Source organism: Nocardia sp. NPDC060255, from assembly GCF_042727395.1.
Lineage (GTDB): Bacteria > Actinomycetota > Actinomycetes > Mycobacteriales > Mycobacteriaceae > Nocardia.
Genome location: NZ_JBHXAU010000005.1, coordinates 217096 through 240079, shown reverse-complemented (window position 1 = coordinate 240079; position 22984 = coordinate 217096). Strand labels below are relative to the sequence as shown.

Here is a 22984-nt window from a genome sequence, read left to right as displayed (position 1 = left end):
AGAAGAAACGGCCTCTCGGCGCGTCCACTCGGCGGAAGGTTGGGGTTAGCGGGTCCATTGCCGGATCCCGATCCGCCGACCGCGGCGGGCATAGGGCCTGCCGTTGCGGTCGTTTTCCGAATGTGGGTGAAAAACTCCTCGGTGTTACCAAACTCCAGGTCGCTTTATGACCTGATCGCAGAATGGTCACAGTAAGTTAACGTGAGGTGAACGAACAGTGAATGCAAGGCGCAACCGATCTTGGAACCCGCCCCGGCTAGTTGCCGAACCGTTACCTAAGCAGGGAGTTTGCTGCTAAACCCAATGTGCGCCACGTCACAGAAGTTTTCGGGTAACGCAACCCACTTCTGTTGTCGGAGCGCGCTGTTGGTCCGGATTGGGACCCGTGAGACCGCCGCGGCCATCGCCCATCAGGTGGTTTGAGCCGGAATCGATCCGGCGCGTGCCCGGGACCGAATACAGGGGAGCAGCTAGCCGTCGACGCCCCTTTACCGGGGAGACAGGGAACTCCCGTCCATGAACTCGAACAGCCTGGTGTGCCGCACCGGCGCCCTCGCCGCGGGAACCGTGATCGCGATGCTGCCGTCCCTGGGCGTCGCAGCCCTCACTCTCGGCACCCTCGCCGCCGTGGACCTGCCCGCCGGAACCGGCCAGGACCTCGCCGCCCGCCAATACGCCGTCGTCCCCATCGCCGCCCCCTCCGACTTCTGCCAGACCAAGAACGAGGGCTACTACGCCGACCCCGACGACCGAGCCGTCTTCTACCGCTGCCTGACCTCCCGCACCCACCGCATGGCCACCTACCAATTCCGCTGCGCCGACGAAGCCTGGTACGACGACGAACGCTCGGTCTGTATCGCCCATCCCCACTGAGGGTGAAAGTTGACTGATGCCAAGGTGTTCCAGCTGAGGAAGAACGTTTGATGCGTTAGACGAGTTGGTCGAGGGCGATCTCGAAGGCCGTGCTCGCCACATTCGTGGTCAGGTTCGAGCGGGCGTGGCAGCGGTCCAGGGCGGTGGCGATGGTGGCCGAGATATCGCCGAAGATGGCCTCGTCCGATACCTCGACATCGCCTTGCATCAGCAGCGCGAAAGCACGTGCCATGCCGCAGTTGGCGATGAAGTCCGGCACCACCGCGACGCTCTTGTCGGCGTGTTCGTAGATCGGGCCGTAGAAGATCTCGGAGTCGGCGAAAGGCACGTTGGCGCCGCTGGCGATCACCTGCAAACCGTTCGCGGTCATTCGATCGATCTGGTCGTGGGTGACCAGACGCGACGCCGCGCACGGCAGGAACACCTCGGCGCCGAGATTCCAGATGCGATCGTTGATCTCGTCGAACGGCAGCGCGTCGTCGGCGTGCAGCGCGTTACCTTGCTTGGCGGAGAACAACTCTCGGGTTTCCTCGAGGGTGTAGCCTGCCGGGTTGAGCACACCGCTGTCGCGGTCGATGATGCCGACGATCCGGGCGCCCGCCTGCGCCGCGTAGTAGGCCGCGGCCGCGCCGACATTGCCCCAGCCCTGCACGATCACCCGTTTCCCGGCGAGATCACCACCGTAGATCCGGTAGAAATGGCGGACCGATTCGGCGACGCCCCAGCCGGTAATCAGGTCCGCGACAGTGTATTTGCCGTTCGGATTCGGGGTGAAGCGCCGATCCTCGACCACCTTCGCCACCCCGAGCCGAAGCTGACCGACCCGCTGGACGAGTTCGCGGTCGTCAGTGCCGTAGTGCCCGTTGACCACGCCTTGCTGCGGATGCCACAGCCCGTAACTCTCGGTGATCGGCACCACCTCGGCCATCTCGTCGACATTGAGATCGCCGCCGGTGCCGTAATAGGCCTTCAGCAGCGGCGCGACCGCCCGATACCACCGGCTGAGCACCTCGCGTTTGCGTGGATCGCGCGGGTCGAAATCGATCCCCGATTTCGCGCCGCCGATCGCGGGCCCGGACACGGTGAACTTGATTTCCATGGTCTTGGCCAGCGATTCCACCTCATTGCGGTCGAGTCCGCGGCGCATCCGCGTCCCGCCGCCGGCCGCGCCGCCGCGCAACGAGTTGATCACCACCCAGCCCTTCGCGGTCGTCTCGGAGTCCTGCCACTCGAACACGATCTCGGGTGCCTTCTCCTCGAACTGGGCAAGCAGGTTCTTCATGCGCGTGTTCCTCACCGTTCGGACTGTGGCGTCGAGCAAAGGGGCAGGGCGGCAACCCAACTCGACATGGGCCGAGCCGAACGGCACCCGTTGTGTCAGCAACTGTGAATTCCCGACGATTTCCGCGCAACCTGTCTAGCGTCTCCCGCGCAACCTGCGCAGAATGCCTGCCGTAACCGCGATGTGGTTGGACAAGATGCCTAGCTATCCGGCGAAACGTTCGACCTGGCGTCCGCCGTGGCTCCCAGCAACTTCACGGCGGGCTCCCAGGGCGTTCGCCGTCGCGGTTGCGTCAATGGTGAGGTGACCACAACCATCGGGACGACGCCCGAGCTGAGTGCGACACCGCCGCGAATCGACCGGGATCGCACCGTCTGGGACCGGATCGCGCTGATGGTGCTGCTCGTGGGGACCGCGGTGCTGTATCTGTGGAACATCACCAGCAACGGCATGGGCAACCAGTTCTATGCCGGTGCGGCGCAAGCGGGTTCGAAGAACTGGGAGGCGCTGCTGTTCGGGGCGGTCGACCCGGAGAACTTCATCACCGTCGACAAGCCGCCGGTCTCGCAGTGGGTGATGGGGCTGTCCGGGCAGATCTTCGGATTCAGCAGTGCCAGCATGCTCATCCCCGAGGCACTGATGGCGGTCGCCGCCGTCGCGTTGCTCTACGGCGCGGTCACCCGGATCAGCGGCCGCACCGCCGGACTGCTCGCCGGCGCGTGCCTGGCACTGACACCGGTGGCGGCGTTGATGTTCCGATTCAACAATCCCGACGCGGTGATGGTGCTGTTGATGATGGCAGGCGCGTACTGCACGGTCCGCGCGCTGCAACGCGGGTCGACGCTGTGGATCACGCTGGCCGGAGTCGCCCTCGGCTTCGCGTTCCTGGCGAAGATGCTCGAAGGGCTGATGGTGCTGCCCGCGCTCGGGCTGGCCTACCTGATCGCGGCGCCGAACCCGATCCGGACCCGCCTGCTGCAGTTGGTCGCCGCCGCGGTGGCGTTGATCGTGTCGTCCGGCTGGTACGTGCTGGTCACCTTGCTGTGGCCGGCCTCGTCGCGGCCTTACATCGCGGGTTCGACGGACAACAACTTCATGAATCTGGTGCTCGGGTACAACGGGTTCGCGCGGGTGCTCGGGCGTAATCACGGGCAGGGACGTGGTGGGCCGGGCCCGACACCCGGTCGGAATCCGGTTGTCCCCGAGCAGAACCCCGTCGCCGTCGGCCAAGTCCCTAGTGCGACATCGGGTCCGGTTGCTCCCGGGCAAATCCCTGGTGTGACACCTGGTCAAAACCCTGCGGCCCAGCGTGGTTTCGGCGGTTTCGGCGGCGGTCAAAGCCACGGCTTGAGCCGATTGTTCGGCGGCGAGTTCGGTTTCGAGATCGCCTGGCTGCTGCCCGCCGCGCTGCTGGCCTTCGTCCTGGTCCTGATCGCCCGGCGCAAAGCCCCACGAACCGATCTAATACGCGCGGGCGCAATCGTTTTCGGCGGCTGGACGATCATCGACGGCCTTGTCCTCAGCTATATGCAGGGCACCATCCACCCCTACTACAGCCTGTCCATCGCCCCCGCGATCGCCGGCCTGTTCGCCATCGGCGTCTTCGAGATGTGGCACACCCGGCACACCTGGTTCGGCCGCATCGGCCTGGCGGCCCTGATCGCGGTCACCGGCAGCTGGAGCTTCTGGCTGCTCCAGCGCAACTCCGCCTGGCAGCCCGAACTCCGCATCGCAATTCTCGTCGTCACCGTACTGGCAGCGGCCGCACTGCTGATCCCATGGACACCACGGCTGCGACAGCGAATAACGACCGTAGCGCTGATCGCCGGTCTACTCGGCGCCATCGGCGGCTCAGCCGCCTACGCAGTCGAAACAGTCGCCACGCCACACCTCGGTGGCGGCCCGACCGTCGGCCCCGCCGCCCCGCACGACAACCGTGGCGGATTCGGCACCGGCCAGGACAACCCCCAACTGGACACCATGCTGGAACACACGACAACCAAATGGTCAGCGGCCACCAACGGCTCATCCACCGCGGCTGGCCTCGAATTGTCCACCAACACACCGGTAATGGCGATCGGCGGCTTCAGTGGCAGCGACCCGGCACCCACCTTGAACCAGTTCATCGACTACGTCAAGAACCACCAGATCACCTACTACCTGGTCCAGAACAACAACCGTGGCGGCAACGGCGCGCGCCCAAACCCGTCCGAAAACCCCAGTGGCACAACGCAACCCAACGTCACCCCGGCACGTACTCCCGGCGCCCCGGCATCCGGCAGCCCCGCCCCGGCACCTGGCGCTCCCGCCCCGGGCAGCATCCCCGGCTTCGGCCGCGGCCACACCGACATAACCACCTGGGTAACAACCAATTTCAAACCCGAAACCGTAGGATCCACCACCTTCTACAACCTCTCGACCTACCAAGGCAATTGAGCCACGTGAGGATCAGCGTGCGGGCAATTGGCGCGAGATCGCCTGGACACAGGGTGAATTCGAGGCCGAAACCAGGATCGATGCCGACCGTAGGCGCGGTCAGACCAGCAAGGCTCGGACCTGCGGTACCGCTTCGGCGGGATGCTGGGCGCGGATGGGGTCGCCGATCGACGCGAACTGCCACCCTCGGTCGGTCCGGAACACCTTGCCCATCACCAGGCCGGTGTGCGACCCACCGCCGCTCAGGTCGTACCGGGCGATCTCGACCCCGGTGACGCTATCGATCAAGCGACAGAACGCATTCTCGATGTGTTCGAAGGTTTGCCCCGTGTAGCACGTCACGATGAACACCACCGCGTCGATCCGCGGCGCCATCCTGGTCAAGTCGACGGTGATGATCTCGTTGTCGCCCTTGCCTTCTCCGGTGGTGCTGTCGCCGAGATGGCGCACCGCGCCGTCGCGTGAGATCAGCTGCTCGTGGTAGACCACGTCGACGATCTGATCGTCGGCGAACAGCAGCGCGGCGGCATTGAGATCAATGTCCTTGCCGGGCGCACCGAACCAGCGCCGGGCGCGGACCGGATCCCACCCGAGCGCCATGGTGACATAGTCGAGCGCGATGCCGCCCTCGTCGTGCAACGTGATGAACATGGGTTTCCCCCTCTTTCCTGGCGACCGCGGCGTCGCTGCCGCCCCGCCGAACCGTGCCTGACTCGGCCTTCACCACCACTGCGTCACCGCGCCGATCTGCCGGCCGAGTTCCGGCGCGAGTGTGCGGGCATAGCTGGCGGTGAGATGGTGTTCGTCGCGGTAGACCAGGACGTTGCCCTCGACGACGCGGCACCGATCCGCGCGGCAGACGGCGTCGCTCAGATCGAGCGGATAGACCTGCGGGTAATCGGCGGCGAGCGGTTCGGCCGGGTTGCCGGGTTCGAGGGCGTCGGTGCGGTCCATACCGCAGCTGTCGGCCGAGCCGCGGTGCGCAAGACAATCGACGGCGCGGTAGGCGACCCCGTCGCGACGCAGCCACGGGGTGTCGCGGATGGCGAGGGTATTCAGGCCGCGGTCCGACAGCGCCGACCAGACGTCCAGATATTCCGGCGGCACGTCGTCTCCGCTGTCGGTGCGTGGGCGGGTGGCGGTGACGAACACCCAATCCGGTCGCTCGTCGGCCAGCCGGTCCAGCACTGCCTCGGACCATTCATGGCATTCGGGAAACGGCGCGCGAGCGTAGGACGGCTCGTCGGAGAAAGTGAGTGGGCAGCCTTCCTTCAGGAAGGTCAGAATACGAAAATGACGTTCGCGCGCAAGCACTTCGAGCGCGGGCAACCAATGCTCGGAATGCGATCCACCCACCACCGCAATGGTGCGGGACGCGGACTCGTCGCCGTAGACACAGCTGCGCAGCTCCCGATTCGGCGTGATGCACCCGTCGAAGGTCGGTCGCGGCGCGTCTTTCGAGCCCTCGAAAACCGTGGGCCGCATCCGCTCCGGTGTGCTGCCCGCGGCGGCGGCGAGCACCGCCGCGCCGGGGTACTCGGCGGCATCCAGCGCGGCCGGCGGCCGGGCCGGATTGGCTTTCAGGACGGCTTGCCAACCGAACGCCGCGATCAGCACGCTGACGCCGAGCGTCACCACGATGGATCCGGTGCCGCGGCGGCGCCACTCCGCGACAGGCGTCGCCACGCGTAGTGGTGTTTCGATCAGCAGGTACGTCGCGTAGGCCAGCACGAGCGAGGCGGCGATCACCAGCAGCCCGCCCTCGAGGCCGGGAGCCGGTTCGCCGTATTCGGCCAGATAGAAGATCAGAATCGGCCAATGCCATAGATATAGGGCGTATCCCAGGTTGCCGAGTTCGGTGAGCGGCCGGGTAGCGAGCAGCTTGTTCACCACCGGTAGCCGCGCGGCGGGGGCGTTCATGCCGGAGACGATCAGCGCCGCCGCCGCGGCGACGGGGAACAGTGCTGCGGCTCCGGGGAATCGGGCACCGCCATCGATCAGCAGCCCGCAGGAGAGGACCCCGGCGAGGCCGAGTATCGCCAGCACGGCCCGCAGGCGTCCGGGTAGCGAGATCCATGGCGCCGCCACCGCGAGGGCCGCCCCGACGAGCAGTTCCCAAGCGCGGGCGCCGCTGTCGTAGTAGGTCCACGCCTGGTGCTCGGCCGTGCCGACCATCGCATACCAGAACGACATCGCTGCGACGACGCACAGCAGCGCGAGTAAACCGAAGCGGGGGAGGCGTTTCCGTGCCGTGCGTCGATACAGCCACAGCCAGATCGCGAGCACGGCCGTCATCGCGAGATAGAACTGTCCCTGCACCGCCATCGACCACAGGTGCTGCAGCGGGCTCACCGACGGATCGGGCGCGGCATAGTCCAGCCCGGCGTACGCGAGCTGCCAGTTCTGGTAATACAGCGCCGACGCCACGGTCTGATCCGCGATGTCGCCCCACTGGGTGTATGGCCGCAGCACCACCGTCCCGACGACCACTGCCGCGAGCACCACCGCCAACGCGGGCAGCAGCCTGCGCGCGGTTCGGCGCGCCACCCGCGCGACGTCGATCGTGCCGCGCGCATCACCGCCGCGCAGCAGCATGCCGGTGAAGAAGAACCCGGACAACACCAGGAACACATCGACGCCCCCGGAGACCCGGCCCATCCACACGTGGAACAGCACAACCAACGCGATGGCGATGCCACGCAGCCCGTCCAGATCATGCCGATACTCCGGCACCGGCGGGCCGACGGTTCGGTCGCCCGCGCTCGCCGAAGGCTGATCGTCAATATCGGATGCGACCCCGGTCTCCTGGATGCGCTCGGTGCCGATCAACGAACACGCCACCCCGAACACACACGAACAAGCAACAGAAATCTCCCACGACCAGCCTCCCGACCCGCGATCACGAGCCGGGTTCGCCGACCAGACTTCCCGGCACACCTCCTGTAAAGATGCCGTAAAAACGCAGCCAGAGCAAACAAGGCAGATGGCAATGAGGTCCCCGTCACGCTGACCCGGATCGGTCAGTCGGCCGTGGGCAGCCGGAGATCAGGTTCGGTCAACAGTGCACCGAAGCCGTCGCTGAACCCCCTACCCGCGGAGGTGTTCGCGCGCTTACTATCTCGGCCGCAGCAGGCAGTTGCGCCAGTGGGCGAACGATCCTGCGGGCATGGTCGATGAACGCACCGATCTCCGGACGACGGTTCGCACTCCAGATCAGGGAGGAGACGACAGACGGAGCGTGCTGCAGGGGAATGTAGGCAACGGCGGGGTGCTGATAGAAGTCAGCGGTCGAAACGGGGGTAATACCAAAGACCGAACGCGTTGTGGCGATGGTGGTGACCCAGTCCTCGACGTCGCTGGTGGTTCGGTCGCGCAGGGTGTTGTGCGGATGACCCCAAAGATGTTGCGGCGTGGTGCCACCGTGGGTGTTGCGGACCAGCCCATAGCCAGCGAGGTCGGCGAAGGAGACGGCGGCACGGGTGGCAAGCGGATCGACGGCGCTGATCGCGACGACGCGCGGTTCGCGGTCGATGGGGAGGTGTTCGTACCGCGGGGATGCGGTCCATTCACGCACGAGCGCCAGATCGGCGGTGGCGGTGTCGAGCGCGACGAGTGGAGTCGGTACCCGGACGAGTTCGATGTCCTGGTGCAGGTTCTGCGCGTGCCAGGTGCTCAGGAGCGTCTCCATCGCGGGGATCAGCCCGGACCAGGCATATGCGATGAGCAGGGGTGATGTCTGAGATGGTGCGTCGAGAGCACCATCGAACGCCTTCACGAGCCGGCGCGCGGTACCGGCGAATTCACGACCGACGGTAGTCGGGGTGGCGCCACGACCCGTGCGGATGAGCAGGGTCGTGGACAGTCGGTGCTCGAGTTCTTGCATGGCGCGGGTGATCGAGGGCTGGGTCAGGCCGAGCCGCTGTGCCGCACGGACCATGCTGCCTTCCTCGACGATGGTCACGAAGATCCGAAGATGCCGCATTTCTACCTGCATACCTGAAGTTATACATCCTACGTATCCGGCATTCGCAGATCGCCGTGTCGCCGGAAGTGCCGACGCGGCACCCTGATTGCGGAAGCACCACCTGGGACAACGGAGGGGAAGTCTCATATGCGTTCGCATGTCATCGCCCGCATCGATCTCGACAGCAGCCGGCTGAAGCCGGATCTCGAGTATCTGGCCATGACTCCGCGGCTCGAAGAGGAGTACGACGAGTTCGCCTCGGGCTATTGGAAGAATTTGTCGCTGGCCAACGCGAGTGGCACCGCTGAAGACAGCGCCTACCGCGACATCGCAGGCAGCGCAATCACTACCGACCACCGGAATGCCGGGGATGAACTGCTCGCCGCCAAAGCCGACATGCTCGCCGGCTACATGATCGACGACCGCGCGCTGACCGAGCGATTCTCCATCAACGACTGGGCGTCTTAGCTTCCATGACGACCGACGCTCGCGCGCTCGCATCGGAACACGCGAACAGCGCGAAACGAACAGCGCGGAATGCCTTGGTACCCGCGCTGTTCGTAGTGATGTGGTCCTCCGGGGCGATCGCCACGCCTTTCGGCCTGACCCAGGCCTCCCCGCAGGCCTTCCTCGCCGTCCGAGCCGTCGGTTCTGCCACGATCGCATGGCTGATCTGGGTGGTTGTGCGTGACCGGTTGCCGTCCACCCGGCGGCAATGGGCGCACACAGCCATCGTGGCGGTGCTCATGCAAGTGGCCTACCAGGGATGCTTTTTCGTGGCGCTGGACCGCGGCATTACCCCCGGTCTACTTGCCCTCATCGTGTCCGCGCAACCGTTGCTCACGGCAGTCCTCCTGCAGGCGCGGAGCCTGCGCGTGTGGACGGCGCTGGTACTCGGCCTCGTGGGCGTCACTATTGCGGTGTCCGCCGAGCTGAGCTCAGGAGCCAATACCGCCGCCGGGATCGGTGTTGCAGTAGGCGCGTTGGCCGCCATGACCGTCGGTACCGTCGCTCAAGCTCGGGCCGACGACAGTGTGGGGTTATGGGCGGTGCTCGCCGTGCAATCCACCCTGAGTGCCGTCATGTTCACGGCGGCACTACCGCTGCTCGGCACCGGTTGCTGGCAGCCGGGCCGCGTATTCGTCGAATCGGCCGCCTGGATGGTCTTGGTGATCAGCATCGGCGCTACGGCATTGCTTTACACGTTGGTTCGTACCCGCGACAACATCTCGGTAACCGGACTGTTCTTCACAATGCCTGCGGTTACCGCGGTACTCGACTTTTTTGTCAACGGCGCCAGATTGGCCGTTCCGGTTCTTTTCGGATTAATTCTCACCATCAGCGCGCTGTGGATCGTTCAGCATCGAGCGGGTACAGCACGACCGGCCTAGGGGTGTATTAGCGCCATGTTGATCGATAAAACCGAGGCGGGGACGGGATTCAGTCATCGTCAGGCCATGGGGCTGCTCGTGTTGTCCGCCGCATTGTTCATGGGTGGCATGGACAGTACCCTGCTCAACGTTGCGCTGCCGCAGCTGACTCAGGTGTTGTCTGCGAATCCGGCCGAAACAGTATGGGTGGTGAACAGCTACACCTTGACGATTGCGGCGACAATCGTTACTTTGACGGACATCGGATCGCGCTACGGTCAGAAGCGAATTTTTTTGATCGGCCTCGCCGGTTTCGCAATAGCGTCGCTCGCTGCAGCGTTCGGTAGTTCCCCGGTGGAAATTATTGTGCTGCGCTGCGTCCAGGGAGTATTTGCGGCAGCGCTGATGGCTACCGCAATACCACTGCTGGGCGCAGTATTCGCTGGGAGCGCACGACGGAGATTGGCGATTTCCATCTGGACCGCGAGCGCAAGCCTCGGTGCTGCGTTGGGCCCGGTTATCGGCGGCATGCTGCTCGAACACTTCTGGTGGGGTGCTAATTTCCTGGTGAATGTCCCCATTGCGGTTGCGGCCGCCATTGTCGGATTGATCTATCTGGAAGACACGCCACGGATCGCCCGGCGGGTCGACCTGCCGAGCCTGGTGTGCAGCATCCTCGGCATCGGCGGTATCGCCTATGCGCTGCAGTCGTTGACCGAACCAGACCTTCGCAATGCGGTCGGGGTCGTAGCGATTCCGGTGAGTGTGCTGGCCGCTGCGATATTTATCAGGCGACAGTTGGTTTCGCGAATGCCGATCCTGCAATTGCGGTTGTTCCGTAACGCCGCGTTCACCACCGCGACGGTGGCAATCATGCTGTCCTGGGGGCTGTATGCCGCGGCGATCTTCTCGATCACGCAGTATCAGCAGCTCGGGCTGGACAGAACTCCGCTGGTCGCCGGGCTGTTGATCGTGCCCTTGGCCGCCGCCAACACCCTTGGCGCAGTGACAACCTCACGACTATTGACGAAATGCCGACCGACGACAGCCTTGGTGATGGCGCTTGTCATGGGAGCCGCTGGATTCTTGCTCCTGGCCGGGTTGGGGCTGACTACCGGATTGTGGTCTATTGTCGTCATCGGCGTCTCGACGGGCATCGTCACCGCATCCGGCACCACATTGATGGTCGAAAGCGTCGGCCCCGCCGGCCAGTCGGATGTCGGTGCGATACAGGAGACAGCATTTTCGCTCGGATCCGGTTTCGGGGTCGCCTCGATCGGTCTGAGTGTCAGCCTCATCTCGAATCAGATCAGTGATCGACACGACACGGCCGTTATTCGAGAACTGGCGACACGGTACTCGTATCTACTTCCCGCGATCGCACTCCTCGCAATCTCGTTTGCGGTCCGGATGTCGTCACGTCGGCAGCAGCCGACGGCAGATGTGAATGTGTAGCAAGAGGGAGATCGAAATATGACAATAAGCACCTACGAAGGCGGCACCGTAGAAACTACGGAATCCGGTCGGGTCATTGTCTTCAGTCCGTCCCTGTGGGAGCCGCAGATGGGGTATTCGCGGGGGGTGCGACAGGGCGGTCATGTCTATGTTGCCGGGACGGTGGCAACTGACGGTGACGGCGTTGTCCAGGGTGTGGGCGCATATGAACAGACCATGTATATCCTCTCAAAAATCGAAGTTACTCTCCTGCAATTGGGCAGCCGCTTGCAAGATGTCGTCAGCACGACCACGCACCTTTCGGCACCTCGGTTAGCAGGAGTTGCGCAGTTCGATGTGGGCTGCGGCGTTGAAGTCCTCTGGGGCGTAGGTGGCTCGGAAGGCCCAGGGGTACTGGTGTTTGCTGCTGGGCAGGTTGAGGACGAATTTGGTGAGGTCGCCCGGAATGGGGTTGGCGTTGTTGATCGTGCTCAGGTATCTGTTGTCGGCGCTGACCAGGCGGGCGTGCATGATCCAGGCGTCGTTGTCGTCGCTACTGGTGACCTCGGCGTAGAAGTAGGCGTAGCCGTCGGCGACGAGGCTGAAGTTGGCGCCGTGGAACATCGTGCAGTCACCGGCGTGCAGGTCGTGGTCCCAGCGGAATGATTTGTGCGGCGTGTCGTCGGCCTGGGCGATGGGGGTCGGGCCGAGGGCGACGGCGGCCAAGAAGGCACACGCGGCCAGTCTGCTGATACTGCGGTGCACGGATACGGCCATGGCGGCCTCCTGAATTCGCTGCTACTGAGAGACATCCAGTATCGGTCGCGATCGCGCCGCCGACCTGCGTACCGGACTACCCGAATCTGTCGGCCCGGCGTGTTGGCAGTGGGCCGCCGATTACCCGGGGAGTCCGCGGCGCGGAATCGAGAAGTAGCGCCATCAGGACTTTGAGCTCGAATGGCGCACTACTTTTGACGATGGTTGGTTCCGTTCCCGCGCAGATCGGTTAGTCCCGTCACGATGAGTCGGAGCCCGAAGGCGAACTCGTCTTCGAGTGTCATCGTTGGCAAGGAGCCGGCGACGGCGATGGTGGCGGGGAACATGGTGGGGTCGAGCCCGCGGTAGCGGGAGCGCAGGTCGGTGGGGTCGACGTCGGCTGCGGTGCCGTGGCCGTGGAGTTGGGCGGCGAAGCCGAGCACGTATCTGGCGATGGTGGCGTAGGCGCGAGCGGCGGCTGCTGGCGCGAAGTCGTTGTTGAGCAGCATGGCGAGGAACCGCTCTCGGTAAGCCATCGCGTTGGGGCCGGTAGGCACCTGTTCGATGAGCAGGGGTGCCACGCGGCGGTGGCGACTCAGGGTGTCGAAGGCTGCCTGCCCGCCGATGAGGCAGGCTTGCTGCCAGTCGGCACCGCGGAACACTTGCGGGTCGAACTCGACTTTCCCGAAGACGTGATCGACGACATGGGCGATCAGCTCGGCGCGGTTGGCCACGGCGCGATAGAGAGTCGCTGTCCCGGTGTCGAGCCGCTGGGCGAGGGTGCGCATGGATAGTGCGTCGGCGCCGTCTTCGTCGACGATACGCAGTGCGGTCTCGATGATCCGATCGAACGGGACCCGAGGGCGGCCGGGGGACCGGCGCTGGGAGCTGTCGGGTTCGTTGGCGGATTGCTCGGCGGTGCTCACGCCCACATTGTCGCCAATCCGCGTCCATGACATCATTCCACCCCGCTATAACGGTTACATCGTAGCCGAATATTGACCAGAGCGGACCTTTGGGCTCTTGACGCTGGACATAATAACGGCAACACTGTAACCATTATGGTGAGAAGGCAAGCTGCAGACGACTACATCGACGCGGATTCCCGCTTCACGACCGTCGAGGGCCTGAATGTGCACTACAAGCGGACCGGGACCGGCTCGCCGGTGCTACTGCTGCATGGGAGTGGTTCCTCGCTGCACAGCTTCGATCGAGTGACGACGCTGCTGTCGTCGTCGTTCGATGTGATCCGCCCCGACCTGCCAGGATTCGGCCTCACCGGACCCCGGCCCGACCGCGACTACCGCATCCAGACCTTCGCGAAAACGATGGTGGCGTTCCTGGACTCCCTCGACGTGCGGGCCGCGTCGATTGTCGGCAACTCACTCGGTGGCAACATCGCCTGGAATTTCGCGCTGGACTTCCCGCAACGGGTCGAGCGGCTGGTGCTGATCAACGCAACCGGCTACCCGGACAAGTCACTGCCGCTGGGATTGCGGCTGGCACGCAATCCGTTGACGCGGGCGTTGTTGCGGCGCATGACTTCTCGGGCGGCAACCGAGCGCAACCTGCGTTCGGCGGTCGGGCCCGGTAGCGCGATCGTCAACGAGGCGATGGTGGATCGGGTGCACGCGATGCTGAACCGGTCCGGAAATCGTTCGGCATTCATAGATTTCGCCAACACCGATCAGCTCGATCGCACCGCCGACCTCACGCGCATCACTGCACCGACGCTGATCCTGCGCAGTGGCATGATCGACGGCCAGCACTTCGCCCACGATATCGCGGACAGTGCGGAAGCCACCTACGCAAACGGTGGGCACCTGCTGCCGGAGGAGGCGCCCGAATGGGTCGCGGGTGCGATCCGGGACTTTCTGACCGCCGGCTCCCTCGGCGCACCGAAAGGCAAACGGCCATGAGGTATTTCACCGCGCGCGGCGAGGACCGCCGCCTCGATCAGGTCGGTCGCGACGAACTGCGCGGCAGCTTCGTCCAGTGCTCCGACGGCAGCACCCATTACGAGCTCACCGGTCCCGGCGACGGTGCGGTGGTCATCCTGGCCGGCGGACTGACGATCCCGCTGTTCTACTGGGACCGGCTCGCAGAAGAGCTGCACGGCAAAGGCTTTCGCACGCTCGCCTACAGCGGCTACGGGCGCGGCTACTCCGAACGGGTCCGGACCGGATACGACGAGGCACTATTCGTGCGCCAGCTCTCGGAACTGACCGACCGGCTCGGGCTGACCGATCGTTGGCATGTGCTGGGGACCTCGATGGGTGCCCTGGTCGCAACGGCGTTCGCCGAACGGCACCTCGCGCAGACCGCGACGTTGACCTTGGTCGGGCCAGGCGGATTGGCCGCGAAACCACCGGCGGGGGCCCGACTGCTTCGCCACGACCGGTTGAGCGTGCTGCTCGGCAAATATCTGGGCAGCCGGATGCTGGAGCAGCATCTTTCGCACAACGTCCGCGACGCCGGGCAGTCCGCGGAACTGTCGGCGATGGTGCGCGACTGCTACCGATTCGAGGGCTCGATGTATGCCCTGTTCGCCACGATCGCGGACTTCCCGCTGACCGACCGCCAAGACCTCTACGCGCGCGCCGGGCACTGGCCCGTGCCGTCGATGCTGTTATGGGGTGCGCAGGACCAAGTCACCCCGATCGCCGGGTTCGACGAGGTGCGCAGCCTGCTGATGCCCGCGGAATGCCACATTTTCGAAGAGTGCGGACACATGGCCCCCTATGAGCGGCCCGCGCAGGTCGCCGCGAAATTCGGCGCTTTCGTCGAGCAAGCCGGACGGTGGTCACAGCGATGAGCGACGAGATGATCGATGTGCTGGTCGTCGGCGGCGGCCCGACCGGCACCGCCCTGGCTATCGACCTGACACGTCGCGGGCTGGCCGTGCGGGTCGTGGACAAGGCCGCGTACGCCTTCGACGGCTCGCGCGCCAAGGGCATTCAGCCCCGCAGCCTCGAGGTGCTCGACGACCTCGACGCGCTCGGCGAAATCCGGACCGGCGGCGGCAACTATCCGCTACTGGGAATTCATCTGGGGCCGTTGATGATTCCGTGGCGCATGCAGCCACAGAACGACGCCACAACAGATGTGCCGTACCCGAACACGTGGATGATTCCGCAGCACCGCACCGACGCGGCCCTGCACGCGCGACTGCGGCGACTCGGCCGCCACGTCGAATTTGGCTGCGAGTTAACGGGATTCGAACAACATGACGACGCGGTCGTAGCGACAGTGGTCGGCGCGGAAGGGGCACGGGAAATCGCCGCCCGCTACCTCGTCGGTGCCGACGGCGGATCGAGTGCGGTGCGTCGCGCACTCGGGATCGGCTTCCTGGGTTCCACCGACGAGCAAGACCGGATGCTCATCGTCGATGCCGCCGTCGAGGGACTCGCGCGGGACCGTTGGCATGTGTGGCCCGGGCCCAGAGGCCAGTTCATCGGCGCCTGCCCGCTGCCGCATTCCGACCAGTTCCAGTGGATGATCCGGCTGCGCCCGGACGAGGAACCCCCGCTGGACGAGGCCGGGATCAACGAGCGGATCCATGCGCACGTCCGCGACAAGCACATCCGCATCCACGACATCGGCTGGAAGTCGGTGTTCCGCCCCAACATTCGGATGGTCGACCGGTACCGCTCGGGACGGGTGTTCCTCGCCGGGGACGCCGCCCATGTGCACACCCCGGCCGGAGCCCAAGGACTCAACACGGGCCTGCAGGATGCCTACAACCTCGGTTGGAAACTGGGCCAGGTCCTGGCCGGCGCGCCCGACACCCTGCTGGACACCTACGAGGCGGAGCGCCTGCCGATCGCGGCCGCCGTGCTGGGATTGTCGACGAAGAAGTATCAGGGCATGTCGAAACTCGACCCGTCCAGCATCAAACGCGGCAAGGACGAACGCCAGCTGGGTCTGCATTACCGCGGTGGACCACTGACGCCGCCGAACAGTGAGCGCACCGAAACACTGCAGGTGGGTGACCGCGCCCCGGACGCGAAACTGCTCGACGCGCTGGGCGGGCCGCTGCGTTTGTTCGACGCGATGTCCGGCCCGCACTTCACTGCCATCGCCTATGGTCGCGAAGCTGTCGCGGATCTGAAAGCTTTACGCTGGAACGTATTCGGCGCGCAACTGAAGCGGCTGGCCGTCGACGCGGGCAGCGACGCCGACGTCGATATCGTGCTCGCCGACATCACCGGCATCTTCCGTCAGACCTACGGACTACAGACCTCGACACTGCTGCTCGTCCGCCCTGACGGCTACCTCGCTTCCATCGCGACCACCGACCGCGCGGCCGTCACCCAGGCGCTCGTGCGGTTGCTGACCCCTGCCCAGGATGAGGCCACCGGCCGTGCCGTCACCATCTGATTCGACGCAAGGCCGCCAGTTCGCAGCGGTCGTGTACGCCTTCGCCGTGGTGATGCTCGGCACGACGATGCCGACACCGATGTACGCCAGGTACGCCGACGAGCTCGGCTTCGGCCTCGCGATCTCGACGGTCGTGTTCGCCATTTACGCGGCGGGCGTCATCACCGCTCTGCTGGTGTTCGGCCGATGGTCGGACACCCTCGGTCGGCGACCGCTGCTCTTGGCCGGAATCGCCTGTGCGGCAGCTAGTTCCGCGGTCTTCCTGACCGCGGGCCCGGTCTGGCAACTACTGCTCGGCCGGGCACTGTCGGGGCTGTCCGCCGGGATCTTCACCGGAACCGCCACCGCCACCATCGTCGAGACCGCACCGCGGTCGTGGCGGTCCCGTGCCGTCGTAGTCGCGGCCATCGCCAATATCGGCGGCCTCGGCCTCGGGCCGACCGTGTCGGGTCTGCTGGTGCAGTACGCGCCCTGGCCGCTGCGCCTCGCGTTCATCGTGCACCTGGCGTTGGTGGGTCTGGCTGGGCTCGGGTTGATCCGTCTGAGCGAAACCTCAGCCGCGACGTCGGGCGCTCGACTGACCGTCCAGCGGATATCCGTGCCTGCCGAAGCGCGATCGGATTTCGCGCGTGCCGCGCTGACCGCGTTTGCGGGGTTCTGTGTGTTGGGGCTGTTCACCGCGGTCGTGCCGACCTTCCTGCGGCAATCCCTCGGGGTCGGCAACACTGCGGTCGCCGGGGTGCTGGTCTCGGCTCTGTTCGTGGCCTCTGCTGCGGCACAGCTGCTCACCTGGTCCGTATCCACACCCGTGGCAATGATTCTGGGATGCGCCGGTCTGATGGGCGGGATGGTGCTGATCGTCATCGCGCTGGCGGCGAACTCGATAGGTGCGCTACTGGCGGGGGCGCTGGTGGCGGGTGCGGGGCAAGGCGCGAGTTTCGGCAAGGGCCTGAACTCCGTCATCCGAGCGGCGCCGCCGCCGCGTCGCGGTGAGGTTGCCTCGGCCTATTTCGTCGTCGCCTATATCGCGATTTCCCTGCCCGTGGTCGGAGTGGGCTTGGCGGCCCAACGATGGAGCCTGGCCGGTTCCGGGATAGCCTTCGCCGCGATCGTCGCAGGGCTGGCCGCGTTTTCGCTGATCGTCACCCTGCGCGTGCACCGTGGGCGCGTCGCTCCGAGTTCTCTTTCTGGGTGATCGAGTCCAGGCCCTGGCCGTGGCAACGGTCAGTTGGCCGGCAACGGCGGCATGTCCGCGGTAGCGATCCGACGTGCCTGCTCCGCATCCACTCCGAGCGCCCGCAACTGCAGTTCCGCTGCGGAGGAGCCGGCTTCTCGCCAGCCTTGATGGCCTTCCAGAACCATCCAGATGGCGCTGACCGCAACGCCGATCATCAGCGAGGCGACCGATACGTCGGGCACCCCGTCCAGGACGTACCGGTGAGCGGCCTTCCCCGCGGCGACATCCTTCATCGGCGGGCCGGAAAGGATGCCACGCAGCGAGTCATCGGTGAGACCGAAGCGCACGATGAACTTGCCCATCGACGGATTCTCGTGGGCCATCCGCACGAACATCCGCAGCGCCATCGCCAAGCGCACCGCCGGATCGTCGTCACCGTGGTTGTCCAACGCCACCGCGATTCGCAGGTGCGTTTCCGTGGTCAGCTCCTGCACCACATCCGCATAGAGCCGTTCCATGGACTCGATATTGCGATACAGCGTGCCGCGCGCGACCTGCGCCTCGGCCGCCAGCTCGCTCATCGTCAGATCCAGCGTGCCTTTCTCGCCGAGTAGTTTGATCGCCGCCGTGAGGACTCGCTTATCCGTTGATCTCATAGGTGATTCCTCGTCGGTGTTGTGACGCTGGCGCCCTGGTCACGGTAGCTGGTTGTGTTCCAAAGTGATCATACTTGTTCAACACGAGACAGGCGGCACGCAGTCGCCTCCAGCGGACCCGGCGTGCGGCCGAGCGTGGTGGTACGCCTGTCCGGCGCGGCCTGAAACGCCGATCGGGCGCCGGACATGTTGTCCCGCACCCGATCCGCAACGCATTTCGTCGATATGGCTGGTCCGCACCATCTTTCACTTGCCGAAGTACATCAGCTCCCACACCGCGGTCGGGCTCGAGTACTCCTCGGCCAGATTGCCGCCCTGATAGACCCGGACCGTGGCCGGGCCGGTGAAGCGGTGGTAGGCGCCGTCGAAGCCGGTGATCCGAGCGACGAACCCTCGCACAACGGCGTTCGGGATCATCTTGTCCAGGAACTTGGCGACCAAGAGGTTCTTCTTGCGCTGCAGTGTGATCTCGTAGCGCACATCCGAGTCGGGCGCCTGGTACTCGAAGAGCAGGCCGTCGCTGATCGGTTTGGGGCTGTCGGGGCCGAACCTGGGATAGGTGCGATAGACGGTGACGTTCTCCTCCTCGTCGGCGACGGTGTGCCCGTCGCGCGCGAGGTTGAACACGACGATGGGCACATTGTCGAATTCGGACTCGGCGATGATCTCGGCGACAATGAAGGTGAACGGGCCGATTTCGGCGCGACCCCAATACCAATGGTTGATCACCTTCGGCATCATCACGGTGCCCCAGTTGTGGTCGTGGTAGCACGATCCCTGCGCGGTGAACGACGTCTGCGCGCTCTTCACGCTGACGTTCGCCTTGCCCTGTGGCACGGCGACGACCCAGCCGAAGAACTTGTCGTCCTCGCCGAAGGTGATGATGCCGGTCTTGGGTCGCCAGCTGTTGGTCGTGCGCTCGATGCTGACCTCGATGTCGAGCTCGGCGTCGGCAACCTTGATCTGGTAATGCTCGAGATCGCCACGGAAGTAGTTGTCGCCGACCTGTACATCGCAGGTGGTCTCGCTCGCCGACCACGCGGACGCATCGAACTTGAACTCCCGCTCGAGGTGCGTGCCGTCGGGCCGGTCGATCTCGACGGTGATCATCGGGCCCATGCCCTTGAACGGGGTGTTGAAATCCTTGGTGTAGAAGACGATCACGACGGTGCTGCCATCTTCGAGATGGCTGTCGAAATACCACCACTCCCAGGTGCCGGGCGCACCGCTGGTACGCATGCCGTCCTCGGCGACCGCGGGTGCGCGGTTGTCGGTCCCGATGTTCAAGGCGCGGTAGTGCTCGGCGTCGGACAGCAGGCCGGCGGGTAGATCCTTGCGGGCTCGGTGGAGCGGCAATGCGGGTGCGGGCATGACTTTCTCCTTAGGTGGGGTTTGCGACTGTGATTTCCAGAAAAGTCAATTGGCTTCCTTCGGTTAAAGGCATCTACCTGGAGATATGGCTGACGTATCGAGTCAACCTAAGCTCGAGCGTCGAAGCGAAACGACCAGTTTGCTGAATTTCGGCTCGCTGCCAGGGCCTGGCTCCACGATTACGCACCGAGGCCATCATCAATGGGTGTCTGCTCGGGTTTCAGCTCCAGCCCGGATGCCTGAGCCTGCAGGTCGAGCAGGATCGCGAAATCCTCGTCTACCCGCCCGCTGCCGACGGTGGCCTGCACCAGCTGAGCGGTGATCGCCGCTACCGGCATCGGGACGTCGAGCTCGCGGGCCGCCGCCAGGCCGAGGTCGAAATCCTTGCGCAGCAGCACCGGAGTGAACGTCGGCGTGTAGTCCAGATGCACGAATGCCGGCGACTTGTAGCGGGTGAACACCGAGCCCATCACGCTGTCGTTCAGGAACTCCAGGAACGCGGCCCGGCTCACCCCGCCTTTCTCGGCGAGCACGGTGATCTCGGCCAGCGACTGGGTGACGACGCCGAGCATCAGGTTGTGGCAGATCTTCACCAGCCGTGCCACCTCCCCTTCGCCGACATAGGTGACCGACTTGCCGATCTGGCGCAGCAGCGGTTCGACCCGTTCGTAGGTGTCGAGCGGTCCCGATGCCGCGATCGAAAGACCGCCCGCACGAACCACTTTCGCGTTGCCACTGACCGGCGCGGCCAGGAATTCGACGCCACGCTGTTCGCATACCGTCCGCAGTTGCGCCGATGCCTCGGTCGAGACGGTCGAACAGTCCACTACGACCGCCGGTGCGATATCCGGATCGGCCAGCAGACCGCCGTCGCCCAGCAGCACCTGTTCCAGATCCGCCGGGGTGGACACCATCGTGAACACCACGTCGAGGCCGCGCAGGTGCGCGATGTCGCCGGCGATGAGACAGCCGTATTCCGCCAGCGGCTCGGCCTTGCTGCGGGTGCGGTTCCAGACCGTCGGCGCGGAGCCCGCCAGCGCCAGCCGGGTCACCATCGCCGCACCCATCCGGCCCGTACCGATCCAGCCCACGGCGGGGCCGTTGCCGTTCGTAGTCATGCACGTCTCCTCGGCGTTGACTGTACAATAACGGATACATCGTATCCGAAAACCGCTCAACTGGGAAGATGTGTCGTTGAATGACCCTCGCGTCGCAGTCGTGCCGGTATTCGTAGGTCGGCCCGGTGGGCTCAGGTAGGTCAGATCGGCGTAGGTGGTCCGACAGTCCGGCGTTCGCCACGCGGTCGCGGCGGTAGCTTCGAGGTGGCGCTGGGATGACTGTCGATTGCGGACAGAAGACCTCCACACAGCTCATCGGGGTTATTGCCGGCGTCGAAGATGTAGTGATCTGGGCGTACCAGCACTGCGGACACCCGGCTTTTGGCGAACCAGCGCCGCAGTTCTCCTGCTGGGCAGTCGACGTCGTGTCCGATGACCCGGATCCGGCCCGAGAGACGGTCGGCAAACGCGTCGACCTGCGGGCCCAGTGGCGGCGAGGTCGTCAGTAGCAGGAAGTGGTTGCCGGCCACGTGATCGAGCGTGGTTGTCCCGTCGGGGGTGCTCACCTCGGGCGAAATCATCAGTGCCCCAGAGGTTTTGTGTGTGCCACCGAGCAAACCCTGCTTATACGGCTGCTTCCGCACTTCCGCACGGGCGCGCACCCGGACGGCGTAGTGGCTGTGGCGCCCGGCGAACAGCAGCACCGAGCGCAGGGCCGCGGTGGTGCGGCGGTGGGAGGTGATGAGCTTTCCGGTTGCCGCTGATGCCTTGATCACCGTCGCGCAGTTGTCCCACCGTTCCTGCTGGTAGGTGTCGAGCAGGTGGTCGGGAGCGCGACCGTTCAACACGAGATCGAGCTTGAACGCGAGGTTCATGGCATCGCGCAGCCCCATATTGAGGCCTTGGCCGGCGAACGGCGGTGTCTGGTGCGCGGCGTCTCCGGCGAGAAGCAGTCTGTCCTGGCGCCAGCGCTGTGGCATGCCCGCGTAGAAGGTGTAAGGCGACACGCGTTCGATGTCGATCATGGACAGATCGAGGTATTCGGTGATGTGGTCGTAAGCATCCGGGGTCCAGTCGGTCTTGCCCGGGGTGGGTGTGACCTGGAAGTCGAATCGCAGATGTTGTCGGCAGCCCTTCGCGAAGATCGCCGCGCTGCCGGGGCGGCACATGAACTCCGACCCGTCGGGCAGGGAGCGGAAGTAGTCCGCATCGCGGGCGCGGGCGTCTACGACGACCCAGGATTGGGAGAACCCGAAGTCGGTGCGCGCCGCTCCTATCGAGCGCCGGACCGTGCTGGCTGCTCCGTCGCAACCGACGACATAGCGCGCACCGAATTCGCCCGGTTGTCCGGTGGCAGTCTCGGTGGCGCGGACTCGCGCCGTGTCGGGGCCGCTGACCACCTGGTCGACCTCGTAGCCGAAGTACGCGTCAACCGCGGGATCGCCGATAAACCGCTGACGCAGAAGGGATTCGAGGGTCGGCTGGTGGAACATCCATCCGAGGGAAACGCCGACATCTCGCAGATTCACATCCAGCAGCGGTGTGCGCCGCTTGCCGACGATGCGATGGTTCTCGAGACGCACCAGGTCGTGCGGCACCATCGCGTCACGGATGCCGAGATCGCGAATGATGCGGTCGCTTTCATCGTCGAGAAGCATCGCGCGCGGCGCGTCGAACACCTCGGTACGGCGATCGAAGACGGCGATGCGGTGCCCGTTGGCACGCAGCAGGTTGGCCAGCGTCGCGCCGGTCGGACCGCAACCGACGATGATCACGTCGTGGTCGGTGTGGGCGGCTGGTGGTGCGGGTTCGTCCAGGTTCACGAACTCACCTCGGCCAGCGAGTCGGACAAATCGGGGTAGTAGTACAGGGTCAACGCCGCGCATAGCACGGCCAAAACCGTCACGCCGATCGTTTTCCAGGGTTTCCGGCGCGGGTAGCTGACGATGGCTGCGCAGATCATGACCAGGGTGAGGACCGCTGCGGCGGGCGCGACCAGCCACTGCACCCAGATTCCGGCGAGCAGAGCTGGGCCGCAGATGATTTCGGCGGCCGCAGACAGGTAAGCCGTTAGGTATGGCAGCCGCATCTGCTGGAAGTCCTCGACCATGTGCGGGTGTCGCGCCAGCTTGAAGCCCGCGGTGGCGGTGTAGAGCATGCCGAGAACGGACTGGATCGCGATCACCGTCGCCGTCATCGACGCACTGTCCTGGCGATGGACTGGAAC

20 protein-coding genes and 1 pseudogene are annotated in these 22984 nt (G+C 65.1%); 10 read left to right on the top strand and 11 right to left on the bottom strand.

The features are described 5' to 3' along the window. Window positions 1–516: 516 nt before the first annotated feature. Window positions 517–873, top strand: a complete 357-nt coding sequence (locus tag ACFWF1_RS12945; protein WP_379285017.1) for a chitin binding peritrophin-A domain-containing protein — start codon at window positions 517–519, stop codon at window positions 871–873. Between the two features lie 55 nt (window positions 874–928). On the opposite strand, the gene ACFWF1_RS12940 is transcribed toward ACFWF1_RS12945, so the two are convergent. Beyond that, window positions 929–2155, bottom strand: coding sequence for a Glu/Leu/Phe/Val dehydrogenase dimerization domain-containing protein (locus ACFWF1_RS12940; RefSeq protein ID WP_379285018.1), 1227 nt, complete (start codon window positions 2153–2155; stop codon window positions 929–931). A 303-nt stretch (window positions 2156–2458) separates the two neighbouring features. Between ACFWF1_RS12940 and ACFWF1_RS12935 the strand changes: the two genes are divergently transcribed. Beyond that, complete coding sequence (locus ACFWF1_RS12935; protein WP_379285019.1) at window positions 2459–4591, top strand: ArnT family glycosyltransferase; 2133 nt, start codon at window positions 2459–2461, stop codon at window positions 4589–4591. A 99-nt stretch (window positions 4592–4690) separates the two neighbouring features. Here the strand turns inward: ACFWF1_RS12935 and ACFWF1_RS12930 are convergent, their stop codons facing one another. The 3 genes from ACFWF1_RS12930 to ACFWF1_RS12920 form a co-directional block, all read right to left on the bottom strand. Further along, the gene (locus ACFWF1_RS12930; protein ID WP_379285020.1) at window positions 4691–5242 is read right to left on the bottom strand and encodes a TerD family protein; all 552 of its coding nucleotides are present in this window, start codon (window positions 5240–5242) and stop codon (window positions 4691–4693) included. 69 nt (window positions 5243–5311) lie between these two features. Then, window positions 5312–7420 (bottom strand): acyltransferase family protein, encoded by a 2109-nt coding sequence (locus tag ACFWF1_RS12925; protein ID WP_379285021.1) that lies wholly within the window; start codon window positions 7418–7420, stop codon window positions 5312–5314. Window positions 7421–7646: 226 nt separating this feature from the next. Beyond that, on the bottom strand, window positions 7647–8573 hold the full coding sequence (locus tag ACFWF1_RS12920; protein WP_379285022.1) for a LysR family transcriptional regulator: 927 nt from the start codon (window positions 8571–8573) through the stop codon (window positions 7647–7649). Window positions 8574–8702: 129 nt separating this feature from the next. Here ACFWF1_RS12920 and ACFWF1_RS12915 point away from each other — a divergent pair, with 129 nt between their 5' ends. The 4 genes and pseudogenes from ACFWF1_RS12915 to ACFWF1_RS12900 form a co-directional block, all read left to right on the top strand. Beyond that, window positions 8703–9023: a hypothetical protein gene (locus ACFWF1_RS12915; protein WP_379285023.1), complete on the top strand. Its 321-nt coding sequence runs from the start codon at window positions 8703–8705 to the stop codon at window positions 9021–9023. Between the two features lie 74 nt (window positions 9024–9097). Next, window positions 9098–9946 carry a DMT family transporter gene (locus ACFWF1_RS12910; protein WP_379285024.1) on the top strand — a complete coding sequence of 283 codons (849 nt, stop codon included), beginning with the start codon at window positions 9098–9100 and terminating at the stop codon, window positions 9944–9946. Window positions 9947–9961: 15 nt separating this feature from the next. Continuing rightward, complete coding sequence (locus ACFWF1_RS12905) at window positions 9962–11380, top strand: MFS transporter (protein ID WP_379285025.1); 1419 nt, start codon at window positions 9962–9964, stop codon at window positions 11378–11380. Window positions 11381–11398: 18 nt separating this feature from the next. Further along, window positions 11399–11668, top strand: a pseudogene (locus ACFWF1_RS12900) (Rid family hydrolase); the annotation flags it as partial. Between the two features lie 24 nt (window positions 11669–11692). On the opposite strand, the gene ACFWF1_RS12895 reads toward ACFWF1_RS12900, so the two are convergent. Continuing rightward, window positions 11693–12136, bottom strand: a complete 444-nt coding sequence (locus tag ACFWF1_RS12895; protein WP_379285026.1) for a DUF6294 family protein — start codon at window positions 12134–12136, stop codon at window positions 11693–11695. 188 nt (window positions 12137–12324) lie between these two features. Then, a complete protein-coding gene (locus ACFWF1_RS12890) occupies window positions 12325–13041 on the bottom strand; it encodes a TetR/AcrR family transcriptional regulator (protein WP_379285027.1) in 717 nt (238 codons plus the stop codon). A 135-nt stretch (window positions 13042–13176) separates the two neighbouring features. On the opposite strand from ACFWF1_RS12890, the gene ACFWF1_RS12885 reads away from it, so the two are divergent. The 4 genes from ACFWF1_RS12885 to ACFWF1_RS12870 are packed head-to-tail and all read left to right on the top strand — an operon-like array spanning window position 13177 to window position 17690. Then, complete coding sequence (locus ACFWF1_RS12885; protein WP_379285028.1) at window positions 13177–14034, top strand: alpha/beta fold hydrolase; 858 nt, start codon at window positions 13177–13179, stop codon at window positions 14032–14034. Continuing rightward, window positions 14031–14930, top strand: coding sequence for an alpha/beta fold hydrolase (locus tag ACFWF1_RS12880; RefSeq protein ID WP_379285029.1), 900 nt, complete (start codon window positions 14031–14033; stop codon window positions 14928–14930). Before ACFWF1_RS12885 ends, ACFWF1_RS12880 begins: the two co-directional genes overlap by 4 nt. Beyond that, window positions 14927–16495 (top strand): FAD-dependent oxidoreductase, encoded by a 1569-nt coding sequence (locus ACFWF1_RS12875; protein ID WP_379285030.1) that lies wholly within the window; start codon window positions 14927–14929, stop codon window positions 16493–16495. Before ACFWF1_RS12880 ends, ACFWF1_RS12875 begins: the two co-directional genes overlap by 4 nt. Next, a complete protein-coding gene (locus ACFWF1_RS12870; protein WP_379285031.1) occupies window positions 16479–17690 on the top strand; it encodes an MFS transporter in 1212 nt (403 codons plus the stop codon). The genes ACFWF1_RS12875 and ACFWF1_RS12870 overlap by 17 nt, the downstream gene beginning before the upstream one ends. A 29-nt stretch (window positions 17691–17719) precedes the next feature. Here ACFWF1_RS12870 and ACFWF1_RS12865 read toward each other — a convergent pair whose 3' ends face one another. The 5 genes from ACFWF1_RS12865 to ACFWF1_RS12845 form a co-directional block, all read right to left on the bottom strand. After that, complete coding sequence (locus ACFWF1_RS12865; RefSeq protein WP_379285032.1) at window positions 17720–18328, bottom strand: TetR/AcrR family transcriptional regulator; 609 nt, start codon at window positions 18326–18328, stop codon at window positions 17720–17722. Window positions 18329–18574: 246 nt separating this feature from the next. After that, window positions 18575–19699 (bottom strand): hydroxyneurosporene dehydrogenase, encoded by a 1125-nt coding sequence (locus ACFWF1_RS12860; RefSeq protein ID WP_379285033.1) that lies wholly within the window; start codon window positions 19697–19699, stop codon window positions 18575–18577. 179 nt (window positions 19700–19878) lie between these two features. Then, window positions 19879–20817 carry an NAD(P)-dependent oxidoreductase gene (locus tag ACFWF1_RS12855; protein ID WP_379285034.1) on the bottom strand — a complete coding sequence of 313 codons (939 nt, stop codon included), beginning with the start codon at window positions 20815–20817 and terminating at the stop codon, window positions 19879–19881. Window positions 20818–20957: 140 nt separating this feature from the next. Then, on the bottom strand, window positions 20958–22580 hold the full coding sequence (locus tag ACFWF1_RS12850) for a bifunctional 3-(3-hydroxy-phenyl)propionate/3-hydroxycinnamic acid hydroxylase (protein ID WP_379285035.1): 1623 nt from the start codon (window positions 22578–22580) through the stop codon (window positions 20958–20960). Continuing rightward, on the bottom strand, window positions 22577–22954 hold the full coding sequence (locus tag ACFWF1_RS12845) for a DoxX family protein (RefSeq protein WP_379285036.1): 378 nt from the start codon (window positions 22952–22954) through the stop codon (window positions 22577–22579). The genes ACFWF1_RS12850 and ACFWF1_RS12845 overlap by 4 nt, the downstream gene beginning before the upstream one ends. Window positions 22955–22984 lie beyond the last annotated feature (30 nt).